Origin of the sequence: Rhizobium sp. BK491 (genome assembly GCF_014194925.1) — a bacterium.
Lineage (GTDB): Bacteria > Pseudomonadota > Alphaproteobacteria > Rhizobiales > Rhizobiaceae > Rhizobium.
In genome coordinates, this window is sequence record NZ_JACIAR010000004.1 from 13,554 (window position 1) to 38,284 (window position 24,731).

The 24,731-nt window shown below is 60.5% G+C and carries 19 protein-coding genes and 1 pseudogene; 8 read left to right on the forward strand and 12 right to left on the reverse strand.

Annotated elements, in window-relative coordinates; translation table 11 throughout:
• Positions 1-88 precede the first annotated feature (88 nt).
• From FHX05_RS18435 to FHX05_RS18485, 11 genes are all read right to left on the reverse strand, one after another.
• Positions 89-2,434 carry a glycoside hydrolase family 3 C-terminal domain-containing protein gene (locus FHX05_RS18435; RefSeq protein ID WP_183873623.1) on the reverse strand — a complete coding sequence of 782 codons (2,346 nt, stop codon included), beginning with the start codon at positions 2,432-2,434 and terminating at the stop codon, positions 89-91.
• A 51-nt stretch (positions 2,435-2,485) separates the two neighbouring features.
• The gene (locus FHX05_RS18440) at positions 2,486-2,917 is read right to left on the reverse strand and encodes a MarR family transcriptional regulator (protein WP_246699036.1); all 432 of its coding nucleotides are present in this window, start codon (positions 2,915-2,917) and stop codon (positions 2,486-2,488) included.
• Positions 2,918-3,017: 100 nt separating this feature from the next.
• Complete coding sequence (locus FHX05_RS18445) at positions 3,018-3,614, reverse strand: cysteine hydrolase (protein ID WP_183873627.1); 597 nt, start codon at positions 3,612-3,614, stop codon at positions 3,018-3,020.
• A gap of 2 nt (positions 3,615-3,616) precedes the next feature.
• Positions 3,617-4,666: an ABC transporter ATP-binding protein gene (locus FHX05_RS18450; RefSeq protein ID WP_183873629.1), complete on the reverse strand. Its 1,050-nt coding sequence runs from the start codon at positions 4,664-4,666 to the stop codon at positions 3,617-3,619.
• Positions 4,653-5,432: an ABC transporter permease gene (locus tag FHX05_RS18455; protein WP_112336078.1), complete on the reverse strand. Its 780-nt coding sequence runs from the start codon at positions 5,430-5,432 to the stop codon at positions 4,653-4,655. The genes FHX05_RS18450 and FHX05_RS18455 overlap by 14 nt, the downstream gene beginning before the upstream one ends.
• Positions 5,433-5,447: 15 nt before the next feature.
• A complete protein-coding gene (locus FHX05_RS18460; protein ID WP_112608341.1) occupies positions 5,448-6,362 on the reverse strand; it encodes an ABC transporter permease in 915 nt (304 codons plus the stop codon).
• Entirely contained in the window at positions 6,352-7,428 is a 1,077-nt protein-coding gene (locus FHX05_RS18465; protein WP_112410209.1) for an extracellular solute-binding protein, read from the reverse strand. The genes FHX05_RS18460 and FHX05_RS18465 overlap by 11 nt, the downstream gene beginning before the upstream one ends.
• 373 nt (positions 7,429-7,801) lie before the next feature.
• Positions 7,802-10,030: a trehalase family glycosidase gene (locus tag FHX05_RS18470; RefSeq protein WP_183873631.1), complete on the reverse strand. Its 2,229-nt coding sequence runs from the start codon at positions 10,028-10,030 to the stop codon at positions 7,802-7,804.
• Between the two features lie 5 nt (positions 10,031-10,035).
• Positions 10,036-12,723, reverse strand: a complete 2,688-nt coding sequence (locus FHX05_RS18475; protein WP_183873633.1) for a carbohydrate-binding protein — start codon at positions 12,721-12,723, stop codon at positions 10,036-10,038.
• A 10-nt stretch (positions 12,724-12,733) separates the two neighbouring features.
• Positions 12,734-16,282: a molybdopterin cofactor-binding domain-containing protein gene (locus FHX05_RS18480; RefSeq protein ID WP_183873635.1), complete on the reverse strand. Its 3,549-nt coding sequence runs from the start codon at positions 16,280-16,282 to the stop codon at positions 12,734-12,736.
• Positions 16,279-16,803 (reverse strand): (2Fe-2S)-binding protein, encoded by a 525-nt coding sequence (locus FHX05_RS18485; RefSeq protein WP_183873637.1) that lies wholly within the window; start codon positions 16,801-16,803, stop codon positions 16,279-16,281. The genes FHX05_RS18480 and FHX05_RS18485 overlap by 4 nt, the downstream gene beginning before the upstream one ends.
• Positions 16,804-17,159: 356 nt before the next feature.
• On the opposite strand from FHX05_RS18485, the gene FHX05_RS18490 reads away from it, so the two are divergent.
• The 8 genes and pseudogenes from FHX05_RS18490 to FHX05_RS18525 all read left to right on the forward strand — a co-directional run.
• A complete protein-coding gene (locus FHX05_RS18490) occupies positions 17,160-18,296 on the forward strand; it encodes an FAD-dependent monooxygenase (RefSeq protein WP_183873639.1) in 1,137 nt (378 codons plus the stop codon).
• On the forward strand, positions 18,293-19,093 hold the full coding sequence (locus tag FHX05_RS18495) for an alpha/beta hydrolase (protein ID WP_183873641.1): 801 nt from the start codon (positions 18,293-18,295) through the stop codon (positions 19,091-19,093). The genes FHX05_RS18490 and FHX05_RS18495 overlap by 4 nt, the downstream gene beginning before the upstream one ends.
• A gap of 71 nt (positions 19,094-19,164) precedes the next feature.
• Positions 19,165-19,917, forward strand: coding sequence for an Asp/Glu racemase (locus FHX05_RS18500; protein WP_041678490.1), 753 nt, complete (start codon positions 19,165-19,167; stop codon positions 19,915-19,917).
• 11 nt (positions 19,918-19,928) lie between these two features.
• Positions 19,929-20,570: an N-carbamoylsarcosine amidohydrolase gene (locus FHX05_RS18505; protein ID WP_183873643.1), complete on the forward strand. Its 642-nt coding sequence runs from the start codon at positions 19,929-19,931 to the stop codon at positions 20,568-20,570.
• Between the two features lie 42 nt (positions 20,571-20,612).
• Positions 20,613-21,644, forward strand: coding sequence for a leucyl aminopeptidase (locus FHX05_RS18510; protein ID WP_112336068.1), 1,032 nt, complete (start codon positions 20,613-20,615; stop codon positions 21,642-21,644).
• A 152-nt stretch (positions 21,645-21,796) separates the two neighbouring features.
• Positions 21,797-23,110: an MFS transporter gene (locus FHX05_RS18515; protein ID WP_183873644.1), complete on the forward strand. Its 1,314-nt coding sequence runs from the start codon at positions 21,797-21,799 to the stop codon at positions 23,108-23,110.
• 159 nt (positions 23,111-23,269) lie between these two features.
• Entirely contained in the window at positions 23,270-23,743 is a 474-nt protein-coding gene (locus tag FHX05_RS18520; protein WP_183873646.1) for a MarR family transcriptional regulator, read from the forward strand.
• Positions 23,744-23,920: 177 nt separating this feature from the next.
• Positions 23,921-24,079: pseudogene (locus tag FHX05_RS18525) on the forward strand (redoxin domain-containing protein); the annotation flags it as partial.
• 121 nt (positions 24,080-24,200) lie between these two features.
• Here FHX05_RS18525 and FHX05_RS18530 read toward each other — a convergent pair.
• Entirely contained in the window at positions 24,201-24,662 is a 462-nt protein-coding gene (locus tag FHX05_RS18530) for a MarR family winged helix-turn-helix transcriptional regulator (protein ID WP_183873648.1), read from the reverse strand.
• Positions 24,663-24,731 lie beyond the last annotated feature (69 nt).

Consider the following 24,731-nt stretch of genomic DNA (forward strand, 5'->3'; position numbering starts at 1 on the left):
ATATTCCAGATGACTGAAGAAAACTAGCTTAATCCGCCGTCACGTGGGCTGACCCTCAAGGTCTGGGTGAGTAAAGCTACAGCTTCCGTCAAGGCGCTCGATTCAGGGTGTCAAAGAGCGCTGTGATGTCAGCTTCGTTGATCGCGTCACCGACATACCAGCTCAAGGTATCGTAGAAGCCCAGGAAAGAGCCGTTGAGCTTTTCGAGGATGGCCATCGCTTCATCGCCGGAGATGCGGAGCTTCCTCGCCAGCAATTCTCTCAACGCAGGTATCGCCCGTTCATTCGCGAATACTAGCGCTGGCGGCGAAAGCGCGGAAAGGGCTGCCGGAGGGAAGCGCTCGGAACGGCAAGCGAGTCGGTTTTGGAGGCGGATATCGCGCGAGGAAGCCGCCGCCTCGATGATGAAAGCTTCTGCATCGAGCACCCATGCACCGCGCGCGGTATCGAAATATTGGAAATCCCGAGCGGAAAGCGCCAGGGTCACGACCTTGGCTTCGCCCGGTTGAAGCTCGACCTTGGTAAACGCCTTGAGTTCCCGGATCGGCCGCCGGAGGCCGGGCTTTACCGGACGGACGTAGAGTTGGACGATTTCCTTGCCAGCCACTTCGCCGATGTTGCAGATGGTGACGCTCACCCTGCAGCCCATCGACGGGCCGATTTCCTGCCTGTCGAGTGCCATGCTCTCGTAAGAAAAACGCGTGTAGCTTAGGCCATGACCGAAGGGGAACAGGGGCGTCACTGCCTTGAGGTCATAGAAGCGATAGCCGACGAAAATTCCTTCGCTGTAGTCATGCCGGCTGTTCTCACCGGGATAGGTGTGCCAACCGGGAATGTCCTCGATGCGGATGGGCATCGTCGTCGTCAGTTTTCCGCAAGGGTTCTGTTCGCCGAACAGAATGCGGGCAATCGCGTCGCCGCCGCCCTGGCCAGGATAAAAGCAGGCCAGCACGGCCTGCGTGGCAGCCAGCCACGGCATTTCGACCGCATCCGGTGTCGTTAGAACGACGATTACTTTCCGGCCGGCCTCAGTGAGCGAGCGGATCAGGCTGTCGTGGCCGGCCGCCAGTTTCAAGGTGTCGCGATCATTGCCTTCGCCGTTGCGCGACTTCTCGTTCTCGGTGAAGATGATGACTGCGTCCGCTGTCGTCGCAGCATCTAGAACGGCTTGTGTTTCACTCTCCGTCGGAATACCTTGCGCTGTCGGGAAAGGCACATAACGTACCTTCAGATGTTCTCCCGCACGCGCTGCGATCCGTTCCAACGGGCTGTCGACGCGATAAGGATTGGTCGTCGCCGACCCCGATCCCTGGATCGTCGGGACCACCGCGCCATCGCCAACCACGAGTAACTCGCCGGTAGCGGCCGCATCGAGCGGCAGTGTCTGCTGTTCGTTGCGCAGCAGCACGATCGACTCAGCTGCGATCTGTTGGGCGAGGGCGTGATGGCGGTCCAGATCGACAGGGGCTGCGGGCAGCCTCTCGGCCTGACAGCGGCGGACGAGGCCGATAACCCGTTCACAAGCCCGATCGAGTATGTCGTCGGCGACTTTGCCATCTTCGATAGCCGACAGAAGCCGTGCCTTGCGAGGTTTGCTTTCCGGCATGTCGAGGTCCGTACCGGCTTTAAGCGATGCGGGCCGATCCTTGATCGCGTGCCAATCAGACAGGATAAGCCCGTCATATCCCCATTCATCCCTCAGGATGTGTTTCAGCAACCAGTGGCTTTCCGCCGATTGAACGCCGTTCACCGGATTATAGGCGCTCATCACGGTCCAGGGCGGGCTCTTCAGGATCGCCCGCTCGAAGCCTACGAGATAGATCTCCCGCAGAGCCCGTTCATCCACATCGGAACTTGTCGTTGTCCGATCGATTTCCGAGTTGTTGCAGGCAAAATGCTTCAGCGAGGCACCGATACCGTTGTCCTGCAGGCCGGAAATCAGAGCGCCGGCAAGATCGCCGTTGATGACCGGATCCTCCGAGTAGTATTCATAGGCGCGGCCGGCGAGCGGCGTCCTTCGTGTGTTGATACCCGGTCCGAGCAGGAGATGAATTCCCAGGCTGCGGCATTCGAGGGCAAGCGCTTCGCCCATGCGATACAGCAGGTCCACATCCCAGGAACAGCCGACGAGATTGCCGTTCGGAAAGCAGGTGGCCGGTCGCGTCGTGCCGAACATGCCGCCTTTATCGTCGGCCTGTTGGTTAATCAGGTCGAGGAATGCGGCGAGACTTTCTTCATCGCCGGTGCCGGCATCTATCTGGGTTGTCGAGTAGCGCACGCCGTAGGTGCCATCCGTCATCAGAATTGAGTCGATCCCCAGCCTTTCGATTGCGGCAGTTCTCCAGAGGCCTTGGCCACTGACGAGAGCGACTTTCTCATTCGTGGTCATGGAGGTGACCAGCGCTCTGATTTCCCCATCGTCCGCTCCGGGCATGGTGTGTCTTCCTCCGTCTGAGTGAATGGGCGCGGACCGCGTGTGATGCCGTCAACAGATCTTCTGGAGCAGTTCCATCAGCATCATGCGCTCGGCAGCTGTCAGCGGCCCCAGGGTCTCTTGCGAAATCTCCAGCGCAATGGAGAGATTACGCTCTACAGTGGCCTCGCCTTCGTCGGTCAGTGTCAAGACCAGGCGTCGTGCATCTGCGGGGTCGGGCGCGGTGTGCACCAGGCCACGCTTGACGAGGCGGTCGACGACCCCCTTGATGGTCGCCATGTCCATTGCGGTTTCGCGGCCGAGATTACCTTGCGAGCAGGGCTGCAGATCCTTGAGCTTGACGAGCGCCGCCCATTGGGTGGTCGTCAGCTTCTCGGAGATCAGGCTGGCGAAGATCGAGACGTGGCGTTGGTTCGCCTGGCGCAGGAAGAAGCCGATCTGCTCGCCCAGTGCATATTGGGTGTGGTTCGGTTTCGCTGCCATATCTGCACCCTTCGCTCCCCGGGTCTTGTCCTTGAGTGGAATATCCATCTTGTCTCTCAGCCGGGCTTGCTGCCGCCGAATCGGGCAATCCAAATCAACGTCATACAGTCCACAAACCCAGAATGGCTTCAGTTGTCAAAATTTCAATCTGCTCCGAAAACCTCGGTGCCAGACGCGTCAGTACCATCTCATGTGCCATGATGTCGCCGCTCGCCAGAGCGTCGCTGGCGAGGACCACCCTGTAGCCGAGATCGATCGCGTCCAATGCGCTCGCATACACGCAGACATCAGTCTCGACACCGGTGAACACAAGCGTATCGACGCCTTCGCTATCAAGACGATCGATAAAGCCGGGCGCTCCGAAGATCGAAAAGGTTTCCTTGTCGACGATTGACCCCAGCTGCGCGAGCGCAGCCAGCGGTGCAACGAGATCCAGCATCACCGGATCGAGTTCGTCGAGAGTTATCGTTTTCCAGCGCTCATAATAGGCTTGCCATCGGCCTTTCGCCTTCTCGGGACGTTGCGCGACGATGAAGCGGGCAAAGACCGTCCTTTCAGGCCTGGCCTCGGCAAGCCGCTGCACATTCGGCACGATGCCTGCGAGGGCTGGCGTAAACCAGGGCGTTTCCTCGGCGAAGAGCCGTTGCATGTCGATGACGACATGCAACGTGTTATGGGACAACGGTGCCCTCGTCATTGTCAATCCACAACGCAGACGGTGTGTTCCGGCGACCAGTTCAGCGTCACGCTGTCACCTTCCTTGAGGACGGTGCCGTCTCGGTTCTGAACGAAGAGTTTTAGTGGCAGACCGTCTTTGGTCTCCAGGAGATAGGAGAGCACCGGTCCAGCGTAGATGACCGTGGTGATCCGCGCCGTGAGGCTGTTGCCTTCGGCATTCCCCGCCGAGATCGACATCTTCTCCGGGCGCACTGCTAGCGTGACCTTGGTCCCATTGCCGGGCAGGGGGCTTGCGCTGCGCACCGTCGTGCCGTCGGAAAGCCGCACCGCACCGTTCTCGACGGTGCCGACAAGGAAGTTGGAATCACCCAGAAACTCCGCGGCGAAACGCGTCAGAGGCTTCTCGTAGACAGTCTCGGGCGCGCCGATCTGAACGATACGGCCCTTGTCGAGAATGGCTACCTTGTCGGACAGCGTCAGAGCTTCTTCCTGGTCGTGGGTGACGAAGATCGTCGTCAGGCCGCTCTCGCGCTGGATCCGCAGCAGTTCGACCTGCATCTCCTGCCGCAACCTACGGTCGAGCGCGGACAGCGGCTCGTCAAGCAGCAGCACGCTCGGCTTGATGACAATGGCGCGTGCCAGCGCTACACGCTGTTGCTGACCGCCCGAAAGCTGCTTTGGCATCCGATTGCCAAAGCCGGGCAGGCGAACCATTTCGAGAGCGCGATCGACTTCTTTACGGGCTGCGGCACCCTTGATGCCGCGCCGCTCGAGACCGAAGGCCACGTTCTGGGCGATCGTCATGTGCGGGAACAGCGCGTAGGACTGGAACATCATGCCGATGTTGCGGCCCCATACGGGTACGTTCGTGACATCCCTACTGCCGATGGTCACCACACCCTGGTTGGGCTTGATGAAGCCGGCGATGATGCGCAGGAGCGTCGTCTTGCCGGAGCCTGAAGGCCCAAGAAGGCTGGTGAACGAGCCCTCTGGGAATTCGGTGGTGATATCGGCCAGAACCGGCGTGGTACCGTAGGTCTTGGCGACGGAATTGACGTTAACGTTTGTCACGGGTGTCTCCGGGCTTGGCGAAGCGCGCGAAAATCAGGATCACGGTCATCGAGCCGAGTAGAAGTACGGTCGATATGGCGTTGATTTCAGGGGTGAAGCCCTTGCGGATCGAGGAGTAGATCTGAACCGGCAGCGTGGTGAAGCCGGGCGTTGCGAGAAAATAGGAAATCACGAACTGGTCGAGTGAGACCGCGAAGGCAAACAGGGCGGCGCCCAGGATGCTGGGGTAAAGCAGCGGCAGGGTGACGGAGAAGAACGCATGAACGGGGGTGGACCCCAGGCTCATGGCTGCCTCTTCGAGATCGGCCCGGATTGTCCGGAAGCCGGTTCCCACCACCAGGACCACATAAGGGATGGCAAGGGCAACGTGACCGATGATAATCGCGTGCATGCCGCGGCCGATACCGGTCCAGTAGAAGAAGATCAGCATCGCCGTGCCGGTGATCAGCCATGGAATGGCGATCGGCGGCAGCAGCATGATCTGCAGGAAGCTCTTGCCACGAAACGTGCTGCGCGACAGGGCAACAGATGCCATGGTGCCAAGCGTGGTTGCGACAACCGCCGTAATGATGGCGATGATGATGCTGTTCATGCCAGCAGTGAGCAGGATGCTGTTGTTCCAGAGCGCCTCGTACCAGCGGGTCGAGAAGCTGAACGGCAGTTCGTAGAGAGGCGAGGCGTTAAAGCCCATCGCCATCATCACGAGGATCGGCGTGTAGAGGAAGACCAGTACGACGATCAGATAGAAACGACCAAGCGATCTCATTCGGTGTTCCCTCCTTTAAGCTGCCGTGCCGCGGCGCAGGACGCCGGAGAACGTGCCGAAGATTGCAAGTACGACGGCAAGCAGCGTGAAGGACAGCGAGGCGCCGAGCGGCCAGTTGAAGGCCTGCGTGAACTGGTCCTCGATGACGGTGCCCATGGTGACGCCCACGCGGCCGCCCAGGATTCGGGGCTCCATGAAGGACCCTATGACCGGGACGAAGGTCAATACGGCACCCGAGATCAAGCCTGGAGCAGCCATAGGCACGAGAATCTTGAAGAGAATGGTCCACCAGCGCGCACCAAGGCTGGCGGCCGCTTCGATGATCGCGTCATCGATCGTAACCAGCGCGATATAACAGGTGAGGATCATGTAAGGCAGATAACCATGTACCAGGCCAACAACGACTGCATAGCGCGTATAGAGGAATCCGATCGATCCAGCATCCGGTAAGACCATGTGGAAGATGGTGTCGAGGAAGCCGTTTTCGCGCAGCACCATTGTCCATGAGAAGATACGGACAAGGCCATTCGTCCAGAATGGCAGCAGAATGAGGATGAGCAGCATCTCGCGCGTCTTTCCGAAGGTGGAACGAGCAAGCGCAACGGCTGCCAGGAAGCCGAGCACGGCGCAGGCAAACGTCGTCCAGAAGCCGATAAGCAGCGACGTGAAAGCAATACCGATCAGATAAGGCTGGTCGATGAAGGCACGATACTGCTTCAGGGTAAAGACGATCGGCGCCTTGCCCATTGGGGTTGCCGCCATGAAGCTGAAGACCAACATGGTCAGCAGCGGGAGAAAGACGGCAAGCGTCAGCCAGCCGTAGGTTGGCATCAGCAGCGCCGTCGTTGACACCCAGGACGGCAGGGGACGCCGCACGCGCGGACCCGAAGGTCCGCGCTCTGACGCCGATGTCAGATTGTCATTCTGCATAGAAGGCTTTCACTTCCTGCCACAGGTTGTTGAAGGCTTCACGACGGTCATCCGGCAGAGCCGACATGATGCCCATGGTCTTCAGGTATTCCGGCTTGTGAACCTGGCGGCTCAGGTCGTCGGCCGGAAGGGTTGCAAGTGCCGCGGAGTTGGACGATGCCGGTGCACCGACCTTGGTGGCCCATTCGACATAGAAGGTTGGGTCGATCAGCCAGTTCGCGAAGACCAGTGCGCCTTCGGCGTTGGGAGCCGACGCCGGAATACCGAGACCATCGACCCAGCCGATGCCGCCTTCCTTGGGAACGACGAAATCGACAGGCAGCTTCGAATTGCGCTTTGAACGGACAGAGCCGCCCGACCAGAAGAGCGAAAGGTCGAATTCCTTGGCTGCAAAGGACTTGTTCCATTGGTCTTCCGTTGACCACAGCAGCTTGACGTTCGGCTTGATGGACTTCAACGCGTCGCGGATGGCACCGAGATCCTTCGGGTTATTCATGTCCTGACCGGTCATCAGGGCACCGGCGGCAACGCAGATAATCGCATCGTCGTCCATGGCAACACGGCCCTTGTAGGCGGGATCCGCAAGAACCTTGTAGCTGTCTGGAACAGGCATGCCGTCGCGGATGGCGAGCGAAGTCATGCCCCAGACCCATGGCACCGCATAGCCCTTGCCATCCTTCAGGAAGTTGGCGTTGGAGCGCAGATTTGCGTCGATCGTGGCAGCGTTCGGAACCTTGCTGAAATCGATCGGCTGCAGGAGGTCTTCCGCGGTTGCCTGCGCGCAGCGCGCAGCGTTGAGAACGACGAGATCATAGGCGCCCGGGTTGGTGCGCAGCTTGGTCAGCATTTCCGACTCGGAGCTGTAGTAGTCGTGGACGACCTCGATACCGGTCTTCTCGGCAAAGGCCTTGATCGACCAGGCTTCGTCAGTGCCGTAGCCCTGCCAGTTTAGAACCGTGATCTTACCGGCGGAAAAGGCCATGCGCGGCATGGCCGAGAAGGCAGCGCCGGCAATCACCGCTCCGGACATCAGCTTCAGCGTGTTGCGTCTTGTGATTTCAGTCATTTGGAACCCCTCTTGAAAATCTACTCTTGTCAACGGCCGCGGCGACAGCCGACGACCTCAGGCTTCACGCAAATCATCGGCAGTCCGCCTATTAAAAAGCGGCCATATGATTTGTATGCAAACTAAATTGACGTGAGGCTGACGACTGGTCATACCCAATTGGAACGTACGGGTTCTCCCAGCGCCTTTCGGCGCAGCGTTAAATCCTAGCCATTCTATCAGGCATTGCCGTTATAAAGTTGCTATCGTGAGCGTGTCGCTCCTGATAGGCAATTCCGTTCAACCCTCATGCTCTTCCGGCATTCTTTTTATTTGTATGCAAAGTAATATGGCTGATCGGCGCCTGTCAAGTTCCATCGGGCGTCAATACCATTCACACTGTCAAAAAATAGACATCCAGTTTCCGGCCGTGCGCGGCCCCTGCGATTTCGAGACGCGCGCCATCGGTACTCGCCTCGAACCGAACTTCCTGGCCATCGAGACGTGCTGCCACGATGCGGTCTGGCTCGACATTCGGAAGCGTGACAAACCCGTCGTTGCCCGTCGGAGTGATGGTGCAGGAGAAACGTGCATCACTGACAGTGATCTGCGTGAACGATGTTTGCAGGTTAGTCTTCAGCGATGCGCGGCCGTCCAGGCTCATTTCCAGCAGGCCGTCGGCGATCGAGACCGAAAGCATTCCTGAAGGCGACAGCATCGGACCGACGGAAAGGTCAGTGCCGGCATTGTGAAGGGTCCAGCCGCTCCACGGATCGAAGTCGATGATCTCGCCGACAGCCATCAGCGGCAGCATGGCGGCCCAGATGTAGAAGGGATCCGTATCGCCCTGGTCCATCGCTTCGCCCGTCGTGGCGTTGTAGTTCTCCGCCGCGATCCGGTCCTTGCTCCAGGACTTCATGAAGAGCTCGTAGCTCTGCCGCGCGAGCTTGCTTGCCCCTGCTGCAAAGCCGTAGCGGCGCAGCCCGAGCCAGACCATGTAGTTGACGTTCGGCCAGATGCGGCCACGCCAGTAGATATTGTCGGCAAAGGCGGGATCGTCACGCGTGGCGTTCGGCAGGACGTAGTCCCCGCCAAAGGTGGTTTCGTCGCTGAGGTGCTGGAGCAACTTATCGGCCTGCTCGGGCGTGGCCGCGCCACATAGCAGGGGATAGAAGCTGGTCGGCGAAAGCGACCGTACAAAGCCGCCGTGGCGCTGCCGGTTGGCGAAGATGTTGCGGCTTTCATCCCACAGGTTTTCCGAGATCAGCTTGCGGCAGCGTTCGGCGATGGCCGCGAATTCGCGGGCATCATCCTCCTTGCCGAGAACCTTGGCCATCTTCGACAGCATTTCAGCATCAAGCGCCGCAGCGCAATTCAGCCCGAGATCGAATGTCGACAGGGTACGCGTGATGGGATCGTAGAGGGCCTCGTCATGAGTGGCCGAATTATCCATGCCTGTTTCGTTGCGCGCGGCAAAGTGCGTACCCTTATAGAGACCTTCGCCGACGTCCGATGTGCCGCAGGACAGCAGGCCGAAGGCGTCGGGATCGCGGTGTTCGCGCCACCAACGCTGATTGCGGGCCAGCGCATCATAGCTTGCCGCCAGAAGCGAACGCTCGCCGGTGCGCTGGTAAAGCTGCCAGGCAACGAGCGCGCCGTTTGGATGCTGGCTGCGGTCCACCCAGGCATCATTCGAGGTGACGATGCAGGCGATATTGCCCTGGGGGGTGGCGCTTGCCATCGCCGTTGCCATATTCTCGCGAGCGAGATCAGCGTCGAAGACACCGGCCAGCAGAGCGGCAAACAGCTGGTCGTTGTACCAGACGGCGAATTTACCGAGATTCCAGATACGCGTCACAGCCGTATAGGGCCGGGAGTTGGTCTCATCCCAGATCGTGTTCCAGGCGACGACGTCGCGGATCGCGTCCAGGGATCCTTCGTAGGTGCCATTATGGGCGGTGGGAGCGGTGCTCGGGTTGCCGGCCGCGAGGCAGGTCTGTGCCTTGACGATCGCAAGTTCGGCGCTGTCGGCCACGGCGGCGGCATAGGCTCCCTGGCGCATCATTTCCAGATTGAAGCGCAAGGCGATCACTGGCGCCTCGTTTTTCCGGCTCGCAGTGTAGAAATATCCGTTCGTCTCGAAATCGGCGCGCAGGTCGTCGATCGTGTCATGGCCAGTCACATGCACCGGAGCTTCCGCCGTTGCGACCGCCACGAAGCGCGTGCCGATCTTGACGAGTGTGACGTTGCGGCCGGCTTCGTGCGTGACCACTTCTCCGCTGTCAGCCGAAATCGCCAGGGTCAGCCAGAAGCGCAGTCCCCACTCGCCGCCAGCCTTGCCCTCCCAATTTCCGCGAACCGCGAAGGGATCGGACTTCTCGGTTCTGAAGGCGACGGTGGTTCCGCTATGCTCCGTTTCCAGTTCGATCAACGATCCGTCGATGGCATGGCGGCCGAGCCGCACCGTGTCGCGACGCGGCTCGATGGCTGACGTCGTCCGGCTGCGCGTGGAATAGAGAACGGGCGTGATGCGCACACCGAGCGGCAGAAACACCATTTCCGCCGGTCTGTCGGACCAGCTGTTCCAGGCGCGCATCAAGGGAACGGTAGAATGTTTCAGCATGGTTCTTATTCCGGTCTGTTTTGCAGCGGTATGAGCAGGGGTGTGGCTGTCAGCCCGCTCTTGTCCGGGCCGCTGCCGAGATAGGGTGTGTTGTCGTAATAGCGGTTTGCTGCCGTGTTGGCGACGTGAAGCTCGAGTTCATGGGTGCCGGCGGCAAGGCGGCCGAGCCCTAAGCGATAGGGCCGCCAGCCACGGCGTCCCGCTTCGGTTCCATCGATATAAGCTGTGACCGCCGTATAAACGGTCGGCAGTTCCAGCATCCAGTCGGCCTCGGTTTCCGTTGTGAAGGAAAGCCGGTAGATGCCCGTGCCGCTGAAGGCCGGAAAGCCTTGCTCTTCCCAGCCGCTGTCAACGGAAATAGGCACGAACGCCTGATCTTGGCCGGGCGCGAATGTCCAGCCGTCTGCCAGAGCAGTGAGCCGGTTTCGCTCAAGCGCCGGTCGGCTCGATAGATGGCCGATGGCGACAGCCATCTGTCCGTTTTGACGGAGACGGATGCAGCAAACTTCGTGCGGTTCCAACTCTACGGTCAGCTTGTGAACGGCGGCGAAGGTTTCGACAGATCCGTGTTCCGCGTCCCATATCGCATAATCGAAGCCATCTCCGAGCAGGATGTCAAAGCTGATATCTTCTGCGCCATCGTTGAAAACGACCATCCTCCACCAGCCGTCAACATCACGACCGATCCATTGCCACGGCCTTTGGCCCAAAATCTGCGGACCGTCGAGCGTCAGGGTCGACAGGAGGGCGGACACCATTTCGGCATTGGGCATCGCTGTGGTGTGCGATGTGACGCCAACCGAGCCGGAGACTCTCTCGCCCGTGCAAACCGTGGAGACGGTTTCGCCCGAAGACCAGATCCGACCGCCGGCCTTCGTAAAGGCATCGAGCTTTTGAATCGTAACAGCCGTTTCCAGTACCGTCACCGAAGGCAGCACCACCACGTCGAACGCGAGACCGGATGCAAGCAGATGTCTATCTTCTATAGCCGCGTTTGCGATATCCGCCTCGCTCACGAACATGAAATCGCAGCCCTGCGCCAACAGCTGCTCGCACCAGGCGGCGATATGGGTGGCATGGCCGTGGCGAGGCCCTTCGGCAAAGGCAGTGTAGAGAGGATAAAGAATAGCAACCGGCGCTCGCGGCTTCGCAGCCTCTATGAAGGCGGAAACGCGTGCGATCTCTTCGGCGAAAAGATCATGATAGGGCCACCACGGCTCGAAGTTGATGCCGGGCGCGAAGTCGAAGCGCGGATTGGTGAAGGGCGTCGGGTCGTTGTCGAGTCCATCGGTCTGGTAGACGCCGTGCCAGAGGAACTGCCGTGTGCCAAGGCAGGCAAGCCGGATCGCCTGGGCGCGCGATGCCTCCAGCGTCACCTCCCATTGGCCGGCAGCGCGCACTTCAGTGCGTTCGGCGGTGAAATAGGTCTCGACGACGCAGCGGCTGCGTCCGTTCGAGCGGGCGACGGAATCACCCATCTTGGGAGCCAACTGTGGCGTGAGATTGTTTGCGTCCACGGCCGTTTCGTGCCTGATGGCGTCGATGCCGAAGAAGTCCACCGCCGGCGCGACGCGCGGATCGATGCTTGTGAAGCCGCCATTGGGTGCCCATGAGCTGACATGAGCGAGGATCTCATGCCCCGTGAGGACGATCCCTTTTCCTTCCGCCCAGGCCCTGAGCGTGCCGAAGAATGCCTCGTTCATCAAGGTGGAATAGGCTGCGTGAAACAACGCACGCAGCCGCAAGGTTTCCGGCCCAACGTTGCGCACCACCGCGAGAAGGGCGACGGCGAACGACACGCCCGTCTTGGACAGGACACAGTCTTTCAGCGCAGGCGCAAACAGCAGGCTGTTGCCGAGATTTCCCGCCATCTGGTCCCAGCGATAGAAGCCGGGGGCCGGCTGATCGTAGAATACAGATCCAACGGGATCGGGCACGCGCTTGCCAAGGACTGTGACGATGGGTTCGAGGCCAACGTCGATGAAACGCTGGGCTGCCTCCGGCAGCAGATAGTTGATGATCCGTGATGTCGCGGAACGCGCGCTTATGAAGACCGTCAGCGTCCAGCCGAATGCGACCGCGCCTTCATAGGAATAGCTGCAGGACGCACGATCGGAACCTGTGATGCTGACCTGCGATGTCACGTCGACGATCCGATCACATGCCTCAATTGGGCCGGAGGGATGCAGCACTGCTGTCTCGACAGTCCATTCGCACCATTCGATGCGCCCGCCTTCATATTGCCAGGCAATGATGTCGGCGCCCATCTTCAGTGTGAATGCCGGATGGATCCTGCTTATCGTGCCCTGCCTATCTGCCGAAGACGACCAGAACAGGTGACGCTCGCGCAGTTCGTCACGCCTTTCTACCGTCCTGCCACCGGCATGGCCGCTGATCCAGTTATAGTCGTCATAAATGCCAAGCTTGAGCCCGAGTTGAGCCGCGATGTCGGCTGCCTGCCTGTAGGCCGACAGATAGTGCGGTGACAGGTACTGCTCGCGCGGCAGGGCGAGTCGCGCCTGGATCAGGATGGTGCCGATGCCCTTCGCCTGGAAATCGGCAAGCTGTGTCCGGCAGGTCGCCTCATCGGGAATGCTATGCCAGAACCAGTAGGCTGAAGGACGAAATGCGGCAGTCGGGCGCTCAAAGAGGGCCCGACTTTCGATATCCGCAATGGCCGCTGTTTCAGGCAATGTGTGTTCCTCAGTGTGCGGTGGCGGCAATGCGTTGCAATGCCGCCGATGTGTCGCTCCAGGCCGGCTTGTCCGGCGCGAAACGGGCGCGCAGGTAGTCGGTGAGATCCTTCAGCTGCGTCTCGTTCAGCGTATCGCGGAATGCCGGCATGGACATGACTTCCGGCGCTTCGCGGCCGGTGGTTTCCGCAAGGATCGCCGGCGCTTCGACACCGCCGAGGATCGCCTGGATGAGATTGTCGGGCGTATCGGCATGCAGATTGCTGTTCAGCGCCAGCGATGAGAGGACAGTGTTGCCGGTATGGCAGGTGGCGCAGGCGCCATTGAAGATGCGCTCGCCCTTGGGCGAAACCAGTCCCGCACTAACCTTTGCCGCCTCGCTGGCTGCAATCGCTGCTTGGCTCTGGGCCACGGCCTTCGAAGGGTCGCTGTCCTTATTCAGGCTGGCCAGATAATTTGCCATGGCGCGGATGTCCGAGTCCGGCAATGGCTGCATGACCTCCACCACATGGGCCATCGGACCGGCGGCGCTGCCGTGGTCGCGCGAATGGCCCGTGCGCAGGTAGTCGTAGAAGGCATCTTCTGTCCAGCCAACCGGACCCTTGGCCATGGCGTTGAGCGCGGGCGCCTCCCAGCCATCGGCAAAGCCGCCCGAGAGATGGGCACTTCCGGTCTTTTCAGCACCCAGCGCATTGCGTTCGGTGTGACAGGCGGAACAGTGGCCGAGCGTCTCGACGAGATAGGCGCCCCTGTTCCAGGTGGCATTGCGCGTCTGGTCGTAGGTCATGGGCGTCGACCTCAGGAACAGCGCATTCCACCCTGCCATCATCATGCGGATGCTGTAGGGAAACTTCAGCTTTGTCTCCGGCGCCTTTCCTGCCACTGCCGTCTGCGTCATCATGTAGGCGTAGAGCGCCTGCAGGTCCGCTTCCTCAGCGCCAGCGAAGGATGTGTATGGATGTGCCGGATAGAGGTGGTGGCCATCGCGGCTGATGCCTTCACGCATGGCCCGCTCGAAGGCGGTGTAGGACCAGGCGCCGATGCCGTTTTTCACGTCCGGCGTGATGTTGGTGGCATAGACCGTGCCGAATGCCGTGTCGAAGCGTCGGCCGCCGGCGAAGGGCGTGCCGTCGTTGCCGACATGGCAGACATTGCAGGCGCCAGCCGCGGCGGCCAGGCGGCCGCGCTCGATCGTCGCTGCGCTGTAGACATTCACGTCCGGCCGCTCGATCGTGGCGATCGCCGGCCGCCATGGGGATGCCATCGCCACAAGCCCTGAAATTGCCGCCGCGGCTCCGGCAGTCGAGATGCCGATATTCCACCACCGCTTCCTTTTCGCGGGCGCTGCCGGAGGCGGCGTGGACGTATCGCCCTTCAGCGCCGCCAACACCATTTCCGGTGTCAGCGGCAGTTCGCGGAAGCGTATGCCGATGGCATCATAGACCGCGTTGGCGATGGCCGATGCGCTCGGGACGGAAGCGGATTCACCGACGCCGAGCGGCGGCTCGTCCTGTCTTGGAACCATCAGCACGTCGATATCGGGCAATTCGGGGAAGGTGATCAGCGGATAGCCGCCCCATTCCTTCGAGGTGACGCCGGTGGAGGAAAACTCGACGCGCTCCTTCAGCACACGACTGGTTGACTGGATGACGTTGCCGTGGATCTGATGCCGGACGCCGTCGGGATTGATCATCATCCCGGAATCCTGTGCGCAGATCACCTTGGTTACGGCGATCTCGCCGGTCTTAGTGTTGACGGCGACATCGGCCACCCAGGCCGCCCAGGCGGCAGCCTTGCCCGGAAACGGTCCGTGGATATAGACGGCATAGGCGAAGCCGCGGCCGTAAAGCAGGTCGCCTTCGCCGCCAAGCGTGCCCCATTTCGTGTGGGGCACCCAGTTCGCCCGCTCTGCCAGGGCGTGCACGAGGTCCACGGCACGGGGATCGTGAAGGTATCGCAGCCGGTATTCGATCGGATCGACGCCGGCCGCGGCCGCAAGTTCATCAATATAGCATTCATGCGCGAAGGTGTTCGGCATCGCGGAAACGCCGCGGAACCACGAGGCCCGGGCAATCGGCGGCATATCGTGGACGGTGACCCGGAGATTGCCATAGGCATAGGGTGGGATCGCCGTTCGGTCACCCATCTGCACTACGTCGGACACCGGCGGGACCTTGCCGGTCAGGATCAACGATAATGTCGGTGCGAGATTGGACGGATAGCGCGTCTCGAAATCATAAGCCGAAGGACCGCCCTCAAGATCGAGGCCGCCGCGCACGTCGATGATCTGGGCAGCGCCCTTTGGCTCCCAGACATGTTCCTGCTCGCGCGTGAGCTGCACGCGCACTGGCGCGCGCACGGCGCGGGACAGAAGCGCCGCATCGGCAGTCACATCGTCGGCGCAGTTGCGGCCATAGCAGCCGGCGGCTTCCAGGCGCTCCACGAGGATCATGTCCTCGGGCATGTCGAGGAGGAGTGCCAGATCGCGACGCATGGGGAAGGGGTTCTGCGTGCCCGACCAGACGGTCAGCCCTGTGTCGCTGTAATCGGCCACGGCGCAGGACGGCCCGATCGAGCCATGCATCTGATAGGGCCAGATATAGGTGCGGTTCATGGGTTCGGCGCTGCCGGCGAGCGCCATTTCGACATTGCCGCGATCGATGAGTTTGCGGGGCGTGGCGGGATTAGCACGCAGCGCCATCTCCGGCGTATTCAGATCCGGCCGCTGCGGCGGCTCCCGCCACAAGACCTTCAGCGTCTTCGCAGCTTCGATGGCGATCTCCTCGCGCGTTGCGACGACGCCAACGAAATCGCCGATGGCTACGACGCCGACAACACCATGGATATGGGCAATCGAGCCTTCGTCGATGGATATGAGGCTGTTGCCGACATGCTCGCCGTGATCAAAGCCGGCATAGAGCGGCCGGATGACCCGGCCATGCAGCATGCCGGGCACGCGCACGTCATGCACATACGTCCATTGACCGGTTGCCTTGGCCGGGATGTCCACGCGCGGTCGCGAGGAGCCGACGATGCGGTAGGCAGACGCGGGCTTCAGCTCCGCACTGGCGTCGATCGACAGGCGCACATGCTCTCCCGCGACGAGTTCGCCGAGGGTGACGCTCCAGTTCGCTCCGTTGCCGGCGCGGATGACGCCGTCTTCAAGGACAAGGTGCTCGACCGCGGTGCCCTTCAGGGCAGCAGCCTCCGCCATGAGGTGATGACGCGCCGTTGCCGCGGCCTGCCGAAGCGGCACGGCGGTGATCTGGATCGTCTCGCTGGCGATGGTGGCGCCTTGGTTGGGGGCGGCGGAAGTCGCGCCCAGCACCATTTCCACATGCTCGAAGGGAACATGCAGTTCCTCAGCGACGATCTGCGCCAGCGATGTACGGATGCCGGTTCCAAGATCGACATGCCCGTTGAATGCCTTGACGCGACCGTTGCTATCGATGGCGATGTAGAGCTCGGCTGCATCGCCCAGGGATGCATCGGAGACGATCAGTAGGATGTCTGATGTGGCGAGGTAGGTAGCTCTCGGCGTTTCGCGGTGGATGCTCATGGCGAAACCTCGATCCTGTCTTCCGTTCCCGAGCCCGCGGGCTTTTCGGCCTTCGCATAGGCGACGGCGCGGCGTGCTGCGGCAAGTATTTCCATATGCGTGCCACAGCGGCAGAGATGATGCCGGAGCGCCGCGCGAATATCGCTCTCGTCGGGCTCCGCCTTCGCTTCCAGCAGGCCAACGATGGCAATGATCATGCCATTCAGACAGTAGCCGCACTGCGCCGCGGCCTCTTCGATAAAGGCGCGCTGGACGATATGCAGATGGCCGGGCTTTCCCAGCCCTTCAAGCGTCGTGACCTTGCGGTCGCCGATCGCCTTCAGCGGCACGGTGCACGAGCGCACGGGCCGGCCGTCGACGAGGACCGCGCAGGCTCCGCATTCGCCGAGGCCGCAGCCGTATTTGGGTCCGTTGAGGCAGAGATCGTTCCTGAGGATGTAAAGCAGCGGCGTTGCGCCGCCGGCTTCGATGCCGCTGACAGTGCCGTTGACGTTCAGGCTGAATGAGGCGGCCTCTTTCAAAAGCCCCGCTCCACTGGGCAGTCACCGGCCAAAGTGAGGCCGCCGATACTCAAATACGCCATTATGCTGAAGGCCTCTTCCTGGTGCCTGCAATTCATAATGACGCGATTGCAGATCACATCACGCATTTGCTGTTCCTTGCTCATTTATAAAGCGTATGCACTTTATATGACCGTTTCTCCATGCGTATGCATGTGCCGGCAACAGCGACGATAATCATATTTTGCGGAAAAGCCAGAAGGAATTTTTGCAAAAGTGCAGATGCTGTACTTGCTATTTACAGCGTATGCGCTACAAAATTTGTCATACTTCCAATTCCAGTTTACGCGTCCAGGTGACGGCGAGAAGGGTCGGCCATGTCCAGCAGCAAGGAAAGAATCGCGATTATTGGCGCCGGCCTCGGCGGCGCCGTGGCGGGAGCGCTGCTCCAGCATGCCGGCTTCGACGTGAACGTCTATGAACAGGCGCCGAGCTTTTCGCGGCTGGGCGCCGGCATCCACATGGGGCCGAATGTCCTCAAGATCTTCGAGCGCATCGGCGTTGCCGAAAAGGTTGTCAGCATCAGCAGTACGCCTAGTCATTGGTTCAGCCGTGATGGCATCAGTGGCGACTATCTGTCGCGTATTCCGCTTGAAGGTTACGGCGCGACCTACTGCACCGTGCACCGCGGTGATCTTCAGGGCATCCAGTGCGACGCCCTGCAGCCTGGAACGCTGCATTTCGGCAAGAAGCTGACCCGTATCGACGATAATGGCACGGATGTTCTCATCGAGTTCGAAGACGGCACGTCTGTAAGGGCGGACATCGTGATCGGCGCCGACGGCATCAATTCACGCGTCCGCGAAACGCTGCTGGGTGCGGAGAAGCCAAACTACAGCGGCTGGGTCGGCCATCGTGCGCTAATTTCCTCCGACAAGCTGCGGAAATACAACCTGACCTTCGAAGATTGCGTCAAGTGGTGGGGTCCGGACCGCCACATGATGGTTTACTACACGAAGGCTCGTCGTGATGAATATTACTACGTCACCGGCGTGCCTCATCCGGCCTGGGAATTCGATACTGCCTTCGTACCCAGCAGTCGCGAGGAAATGGCGTCCGAGTTCGAGGGTTATCACCCCATCATCCAGGCGTTGATCGAAAGCACGGACGAGGTCACCAAGTGGCCGCTGTTCAACCGCAACCCGCTGCCTCTTTGGAGCAGCGGCCGACTTGTCCTGCTGGGCGATGCCTGCCATCCGATGAAGCCGCACATGGCGCAGGGTGCGGCCATGGCCATCGAGGATGCCGCCATGTTGACGCGCTGCCTCCAGGAGACCGGCGTCAACGATTTCGCCACCGCGTTCGGCCTTTACGAAGCCAATCGCCGTGATCGTGCAACCCGCGTGCAGAGCGTCTCCAATGCCAATACCTTCCTGCTGACGCAGGAGGATCCGTCCTGGGTATACGGCTATGACGTCTATGCCGAACCGCTGCGCACGGAGAATGCAGCATGAGCAGCCGGTTCCTCCATGGTGCGAATGTCTTCGCCAACGGCATCCGTCAGCACTATCTGCGCTATGGCGGCAAGGGGCCGGTGGTCATTCTGGTTCCCGGCATAACATCGCCGGCAATCACCTGGGGTTTCGTTGCCGAAAGCCTGTCGCTGCACCATGACGTTTATGTTCTTGACGTCCGCGGCCGTGGTCTTTCGTCGACGGGCCCGGACCTCGACTACGGCCTCGATGCGATGGCCGATGATGTGATCGCCTTCGCCAGCGAGCTTGAACTGAGACAGCCCGCTATTCTCGGCCATTCCATGGGCGCGCGCATCGCGATGCGGGCGTCCAACCGCGCCCCCGGTTCCTTCAGCCGTCTGGCGCTGATCGATCCGCCGGTCTCCGGTCCCGGTCGTCGCCCGTATCCGAGCAAGCTGCCGTGGTATACGGATTCGATCGCACTTGCCGAGAAGGGAATGGATGCCGAGGCGATGAAGGCGTTCTGCCCGACTTGGACCGGAGAACAGCTACAGCTGCGCGCCGAATGGCTCCATACCTGCTATGCGCCTGGGATCGTCAGGGCGTTCAACGATTTCCACGACATCGACATCTTGCCTGATTTCGCCACCCTGACCGTTCCCGCGATGCTGATGGTCGCGGGCCGCGGCGGCGTGATCCAGGCGGCCGACGAAGAAGAGATCAAGGGTCTCAATCCGTCGCTGCAGATCACCCGCGTGCCAGACGCCGGTCACATGATCCCGTGGGATGACTTCGACGGCTTCTTCCTGGCGCTCGGCGACTTCCTGTCCCGCTGATTGTGGTGGCGGAGCGTTTTGCTTCGCCGCTTGCCTGTTTTTCGCCTTCCATGCAGCAGAGGATTTCATCCGTGCAGAAATATTACCGTATCGGCCAGATCGTTCCGAGTTCCAACACCACGATGGAAACCGAAATTCCGGCCATGCTGACCGCCCGCCAGTCCATCCGGCCTGAACGCTTCACGTTCCATTCAAGCCGCATGCGGATGAAGAAGGTAGTCAAGGAAGAGCTGGCGGCGATGGATGCGGAATCGGACCGCTGCGCCGTCGAGCTTTCGGATGCCCGCGTCGATGTGCTGGGTTATGCCTGCCTTGTTGCCATCATGGCTATGGGTCTCGGCTACCACCGCCAGTCGGAAAAGCGCCTGACGGGGCGCACGCAGGAAAACGGCGCGAACATTCCAGTCGTTACCAGCGCCGGTGCCCTGATCGAGGGCCTAAAGGTAATGAATGCACGGAAGATTGCCGTCGTTGCGCCCTATATGAAGCCGCTTACGGAGCTCGTGGTCGATTATATCCGCGAAGAGGGCTTCGAGGTCATGGACTGGCGCGCGCTGGAAATCCCGGACAATCTCGATGTCGCCCGGCACGACCCGGAAAATCTTCCGGCCATCGTCCAGACGCTAGATCTAACGGATGTCGATGTGATCGTCCTTTCGGCCTGCGTCCAGATGCCTTCGCTGCCCGTTATCGCGAAGGTCGAAGCCATGACCGGCAAGCCGGTGCTGACCGCTGCTGTCGCCACGACCTATTGCATGCTGAAATCGCTCGGGCTGGAAGCCGTTGTGCCGGGCGCCGGCGCGCTTCTGTCCGGCGCCTACTAAGGGAGACGACAATGCAAACTGCCGAAGCCAATTATCAGGGTGTCTGGGGCAACCGCATCGGCTTCGGCCAGCGGCCAGCGCTCGTCGTTATCGATTTTCTCAAGGCATACACAATCGAAGGAGCGCCGCTCTATGCACCCGGCGTCGTCGAAGCGGTGGCACAAACACCGGCGCTGATTGCCTCCGCCCGGGCTTCAGGCATCCCCGTGATCCACACACGCATTCTCTATCTAGCGGAAAACTGCGCCGATGGCGGCATGTGGGTCAAGAAGTCGCCAGTCATGAAGGCCATGGTCGAAGGCAATGTGCTGGCCGAATTCTGCGAGGGCGTGGAGCCGGCGGCCGGCGAGCTGGTCATCGTCAAGCAATATGCCAGCGCCTTTTTCGGCACCAGCCTTGCTTCGCACCTGCATGCGCAGGGCATTGATACCGTCATCATGGCAGGATGCTCGACGAGCGGCTGCATCCGCGCCACCGCGGTCGATGCCGTGCAGCACGGGTTTCGGGCCATTGTCGTGCGTGATTGCGTCGGCGACCGCCATCCGGACCCGCACAATGCCAACCTCTTCGATATCGATAGCAAGTATGGCGACGTCGTTTCACGGGAGGAGGCGATTACCGAAATCGCTAAAGTCAAGCCCAATAGTCCGTAACCGCAAGAGCACCTGAGCCTTAAACCAACAAGGGGAACGAGCATGGATCAATTCAGCTTCACGGAAATCTGCCTGCATCAGCTGAAGATGTCGGGCGTCCACGAGGGCGAAAAACTTATCGTCCTGACACAGGGTAACGAGCGTCTGGACTATGCTGACGCCTTCATGGCGGCAGGCATGCGTCTCGGCGCTAAAATGTATCACATGCGTTTGCCGCCAGTGCCGCCGGCAGGTGCATGGGCGGTCGGCCAAACGGGCCTCGCCTCCATGCCGGAAGCGGTTGAGGCCCTCAAGGCTGCCGACATGCTGATCGACTGCATCTTCTTGCTCTTCAGTCCGGAGCAGATGGCGATCCAGGCAGCCGGGACGCGCATCCTGACCGCTGTCGAACCGCCGGAAGTTCTCGCCCGCATGCTGCCGACGAAGGAACTGCGCGAGCGCGTCGAGTTCGCCGGTGACCTGCTCTCCAAGGCGAAGGTCATGCGGATCACCTCGCCACACGGCACCGACGTCACCTATAAGCTCAACACCTATCCTGCCATCACCGAATATGCATGCACCGACGAACCCGGCCGCTGGGACCACTGGCCGTCCGGCTTCGTCTTCACCGGCGGTGACGATGATGGCGTCGACGGCACAATCGTCGTTGCACCGGGCGATATCCTGCTGCCGCAGAACATCTACGTTCGCGATCCGATCACCTACACGATCGAAAAGGGCTGGATCACCGACATCAGAGGCGGGCTCGATGCCGATCTGGTCAAGTCCTACATGGAAGGCTTCAACGATCCGCGCGGTATGGGCATGAGCCATGTCGGCTGGGGTCTGAACCAGAACGCCAAGTGGCATCGCATGGTGCCGGGAGAATTCCCGGGCGGCATGGGCATGGAAGCTCGCTCCTTCTACGGCAACGTTATGTTCTCCACCGGTCCGAACAACGAGCTCGGCGGCCCGAACGACACTGCCTGCCATTTGGATATTCCGATGCGCGGTTGTTCACTGTTCCTGGATGATGAGCCGATGGTGCTCAATGGCAAAATCGCCGTGAAGGAAATGCAGGCAAAGTTCGACTGATAGAAGCGCCGGGTTTCCGGCATATTCGGTCAATCCCAACGTTCCCGTCGCGCGACCGGAACGGATGAGTTCGTGCGTCAATTCACTGGCGCCAAGGTGGCGAAGATCACCGCTTCGACTGTAATCTCAAATAAAAAGGAACGAGGGGTAACATGCAAACTCCAATCACCGTGGAACAGGGTCTTAGGGCGGCCGGCGTCGGCAGCTTCCAGAAGCGTCTGTTCATCATTTTCGGGCTTGTCTGGGCCGCCGATGCCATGCAGGTGTTGGCAATCGGCTTCACCGCACCTTCAATCGCTGCAAGCTTCGGCATCACCGTTCCACAGGCGCTCCAGACCGGTACGTTTTTCTTTCTCGGCATGCTCGTCGGCGCGTTCACTTTTGGTCGCCTTGCCGACCGGATCGGCCGTCGGCCGGTGTTGTTCATCGCAATCATTCTCGATGCGATCTGTGGTGTGGCATCGGCCTTTGCTCCTGATCTGCACTGGTTGCTCGTCGCGCGCTTCCTGACAGGTCTCGGTGTGGGTGGAACGCTTCCGGTTGACTACGCCATGATGGCCGAGTTTCTTCCGTCAGACCGACGCGGTCGCTGGCTCGTGCTGCTCGAAGGCTTCTGGGCTGTGGGAACTGTGGCACTGGCGCTTCTCGCACTGGTCGCCGGTTCGCAGGGCGGAGAGCCCTGGCGCACGATCTTCTTCGTGACCGGTCTGCCGGCGCTTGTCGGTGTTTTCCTGCGCTTTTATGTGCCGGAGTCACCACTCTATCTCAGCCAACAGGGAAAATCGGAAGAGGCACGCAAGGTTCTTCAGCGCGTCGCCGCCACCAACGGCAACGTCGTCGAGATCGCACCGCTGACGCCACAGGCGCCACAGCGCAAGTCGATTGCCGCGCTGCTGTCGCCGGAGCTTCGGCGTCGGACCATCTTCCTGATGCTGGCGTGGATGCTGATCTCGGTTTCCTACTATGGCGTGTTTGTCTACCTGCCGGTGCGGCTGGCAGGAGAAGGCTTCGGCTTCATGCGCGGTCAGTTGTTCCTCCTCGTGCTGGCGATCGCCCAGCTTCCGGGCTATGCGCTGGCAGCCTACGGCGTCGAGAAATGGGGGCGCAAGCCGACCCTGATCGGTTTCCTGATCCTGAGCGCCATCGGCACATTGGGTTATGGGCTGGGCCAGTCGGTCGAGATCGTCATCACCGCAACGCTGCTGCTCAGCTTTGCGCTGCTCGGCACCTGGGGCGCGATCTACGCCTTCACGCCGGAAATCTATCCGACCACGCTTCGCGCCAGCGGTATGGGCTTGTCCGGGTCCGTCGCGCGTTTCGGGGGGCTTCTGGCGCCGTCGATTGTCGCGCCGGTCATGACCTCGAATTTTGGTCTGGCGCTCGGTGTCATCTCCGGTCTTCTGTTGCTTGCGGCAGCCAGCGTAGCCTTCATCAATGCTGAATCCAGAAACATGGCTCTCGAATAGAGTAGCAGCCCCGTGGTCGGCCCTATGCCGTTCACGGGGATTCTCTCAGGAAGCGATTGCTCGTCCGCCTCTCCTCCAGGTCACGCTGCGCTTCGGCCCGCTTGCGATTTGTTGGATTTTGGAGGATTAGAAGCGTCAATAGGAGCGGACGACGCGAGCATGGCAGAAAATAGCGACTTCGGAGAAGCGGACCCGCGGGCGGGCTATCAGGTGACCGAGCAGGTGGGACATCTGTTGCGCAAGGCCTATCAGCGGCATCTTGCGATTTTCCAGGAAAATGCTAGCGATCCCGACCTGACCTCCGTGCAGTTTGTCACCCTTTGTACGCTCCACGACCGTGGCCCGAGTTCGCAGGCCGAGTTGGTGAAGGCAACCTCGGTCGATCAGGCAACTATTCGCGGCATCGTGGAGCGCCTCAAGGCGCGTGGTCTCATCAATCTCTCCAAGGACGCTGCCGATGGCCGCAAGGTTATCATCTCGCTGCTGGCGAAGGGTGAAGCAGTCCTGCGCTCCATGTATCCGAACGCGCATATCATCAGCGAAAAGACGATGGGACGGCTTAACCCTGCCGAACGGGTTGCGCTACTGTTCCTGTTGAAAAAGATCACGGAAGATGAACCGGGCGAAGACTGAGATGCCGCAATGTCGTATCACCAACGCTTTCGACAAATATGCTTCACCAGCATCTCTCGTTACTGCAACCTAAGGGAGACCGGTAATTTCGTCGCTTTGCGCTTAATTGGGATCTTCCGCGATTTGGTCAACTGAGTGTTAGCGCCACGACTGTGAGACTATCGAGACCAGACCGTCGCTCTGGAAGACCTTCGCGGCGCTCCTGTGATCTTGGCCTTCTATCCCGCCAACTGGAGTCCCGTCTGCGGCGATCAGATGGCCCTCGACAACGCCGCACACGTCGAGTTCTACGCCCATGGTGCACACCTCATCGACATCTCGGTGGATGGCGTGTAGTGCCATACGGTCGTCTCAAACAGGCAAAGCTCGACCTCACAGCCTAACCCCAGCCTTTTTCCCGCTCCGGCTGGCGGTCGTCCATTTGATTGGTCCGTCATCGGCCGTCTCTTCCGAAGGCTCAGTCTTCGGAAGAGACGGCCGGCAAGTAGCCGACAACGATCTCTTTCAGGCTGTGCCGGAGCGTTGCAACCTGGGTGGTACCATTTAGTCGCTCGAATTCTTGCTGCGCATCCCGCCAGAGAGGAGCCGCTCTCTCGTGCAGGCGTCGGCCTTGGTCCGTGAGTTCAATGATACGAACTCGACCGTCCGTGGGTGATGGCTTGATCGTGACGAAACCGTCGCGTTCCAGAAAGCCAACCATCTTTCCCATCGCCGTCCGCTCGATATCGAGCCGTTCCGCGAGAGCGTTGACGGTGGCACCGTCAGCTTCGTCGAGAGCCGCCAGGGTCAGGAACTGCGTGATACGCAGCCCGACGGGTTCAAGATGGGCATCGTAGAACCGCGTGATCTGTCGGCTCGCCTTTCTCATGGCGGAGCAATTGCATTGATCGATTCCAAGCGGTTGGTTCGCTGACAACATGTCGCTTTCCTTTCGAATCCTGCTTATTGTCCGCAGGCTATATGGCGCAAAGGCCAAGGCCTCCGCATC

Excerpts from the sequence above, each read along its gene's own strand:
- FHX05_RS18490 (WP_183873639.1), top strand. The coding sequence starts at position 17,160 with ATGTCCAGCAGCAAGGAAAGAATCGCGATTATTGGCGCCGGCCTCGGC.
- FHX05_RS18480 (WP_183873635.1), bottom strand. The coding sequence starts at position 16,282 with ATGAGCATCCACCGCGAAACGCCGAGAGCTACCTACCTCGCCACATCA.
- FHX05_RS18495 (WP_183873641.1), top strand. The coding sequence starts at position 18,293 with ATGAGCAGCCGGTTCCTCCATGGTGCGAATGTCTTCGCCAACGGCATC.
- FHX05_RS18465 (WP_112410209.1), bottom strand. The coding sequence starts at position 7,428 with ATGACTGAAATCACAAGACGCAACACGCTGAAGCTGATGTCCGGAGCG.
- FHX05_RS18510 (WP_112336068.1), top strand. The coding sequence starts at position 20,613 with ATGGATCAATTCAGCTTCACGGAAATCTGCCTGCATCAGCTGAAGATG.
- FHX05_RS18520 (WP_183873646.1), top strand. The coding sequence starts at position 23,270 with ATGGCAGAAAATAGCGACTTCGGAGAAGCGGACCCGCGGGCGGGCTAT.
- FHX05_RS18455 (WP_112336078.1), bottom strand. The coding sequence starts at position 5,432 with ATGAGATCGCTTGGTCGTTTCTATCTGATCGTCGTACTGGTCTTCCTC.
- FHX05_RS18445 (WP_183873627.1), bottom strand. The coding sequence starts at position 3,614 with ATGACGAGGGCACCGTTGTCCCATAACACGTTGCATGTCGTCATCGAC.
- FHX05_RS18435 (WP_183873623.1), bottom strand. The coding sequence starts at position 2,434 with ATGCCCGGAGCGGACGATGGGGAAATCAGAGCGCTGGTCACCTCCATG.
- FHX05_RS18460 (WP_112608341.1), bottom strand. The coding sequence starts at position 6,362 with ATGCAGAATGACAATCTGACATCGGCGTCAGAGCGCGGACCTTCGGGT.
- FHX05_RS18530 (WP_183873648.1), bottom strand. The coding sequence starts at position 24,662 with ATGTTGTCAGCGAACCAACCGCTTGGAATCGATCAATGCAATTGCTCC.
- FHX05_RS18505 (WP_183873643.1), top strand. The coding sequence starts at position 19,929 with ATGCAAACTGCCGAAGCCAATTATCAGGGTGTCTGGGGCAACCGCATC.
- FHX05_RS18440 (WP_246699036.1), bottom strand. The coding sequence starts at position 2,917 with ATGGCAGCGAAACCGAACCACACCCAATATGCACTGGGCGAGCAGATC.
- FHX05_RS18470 (WP_183873631.1), bottom strand. The coding sequence starts at position 10,030 with ATGCTGAAACATTCTACCGTTCCCTTGATGCGCGCCTGGAACAGCTGG.
- FHX05_RS18515 (WP_183873644.1), top strand. The coding sequence starts at position 21,797 with ATGCAAACTCCAATCACCGTGGAACAGGGTCTTAGGGCGGCCGGCGTC.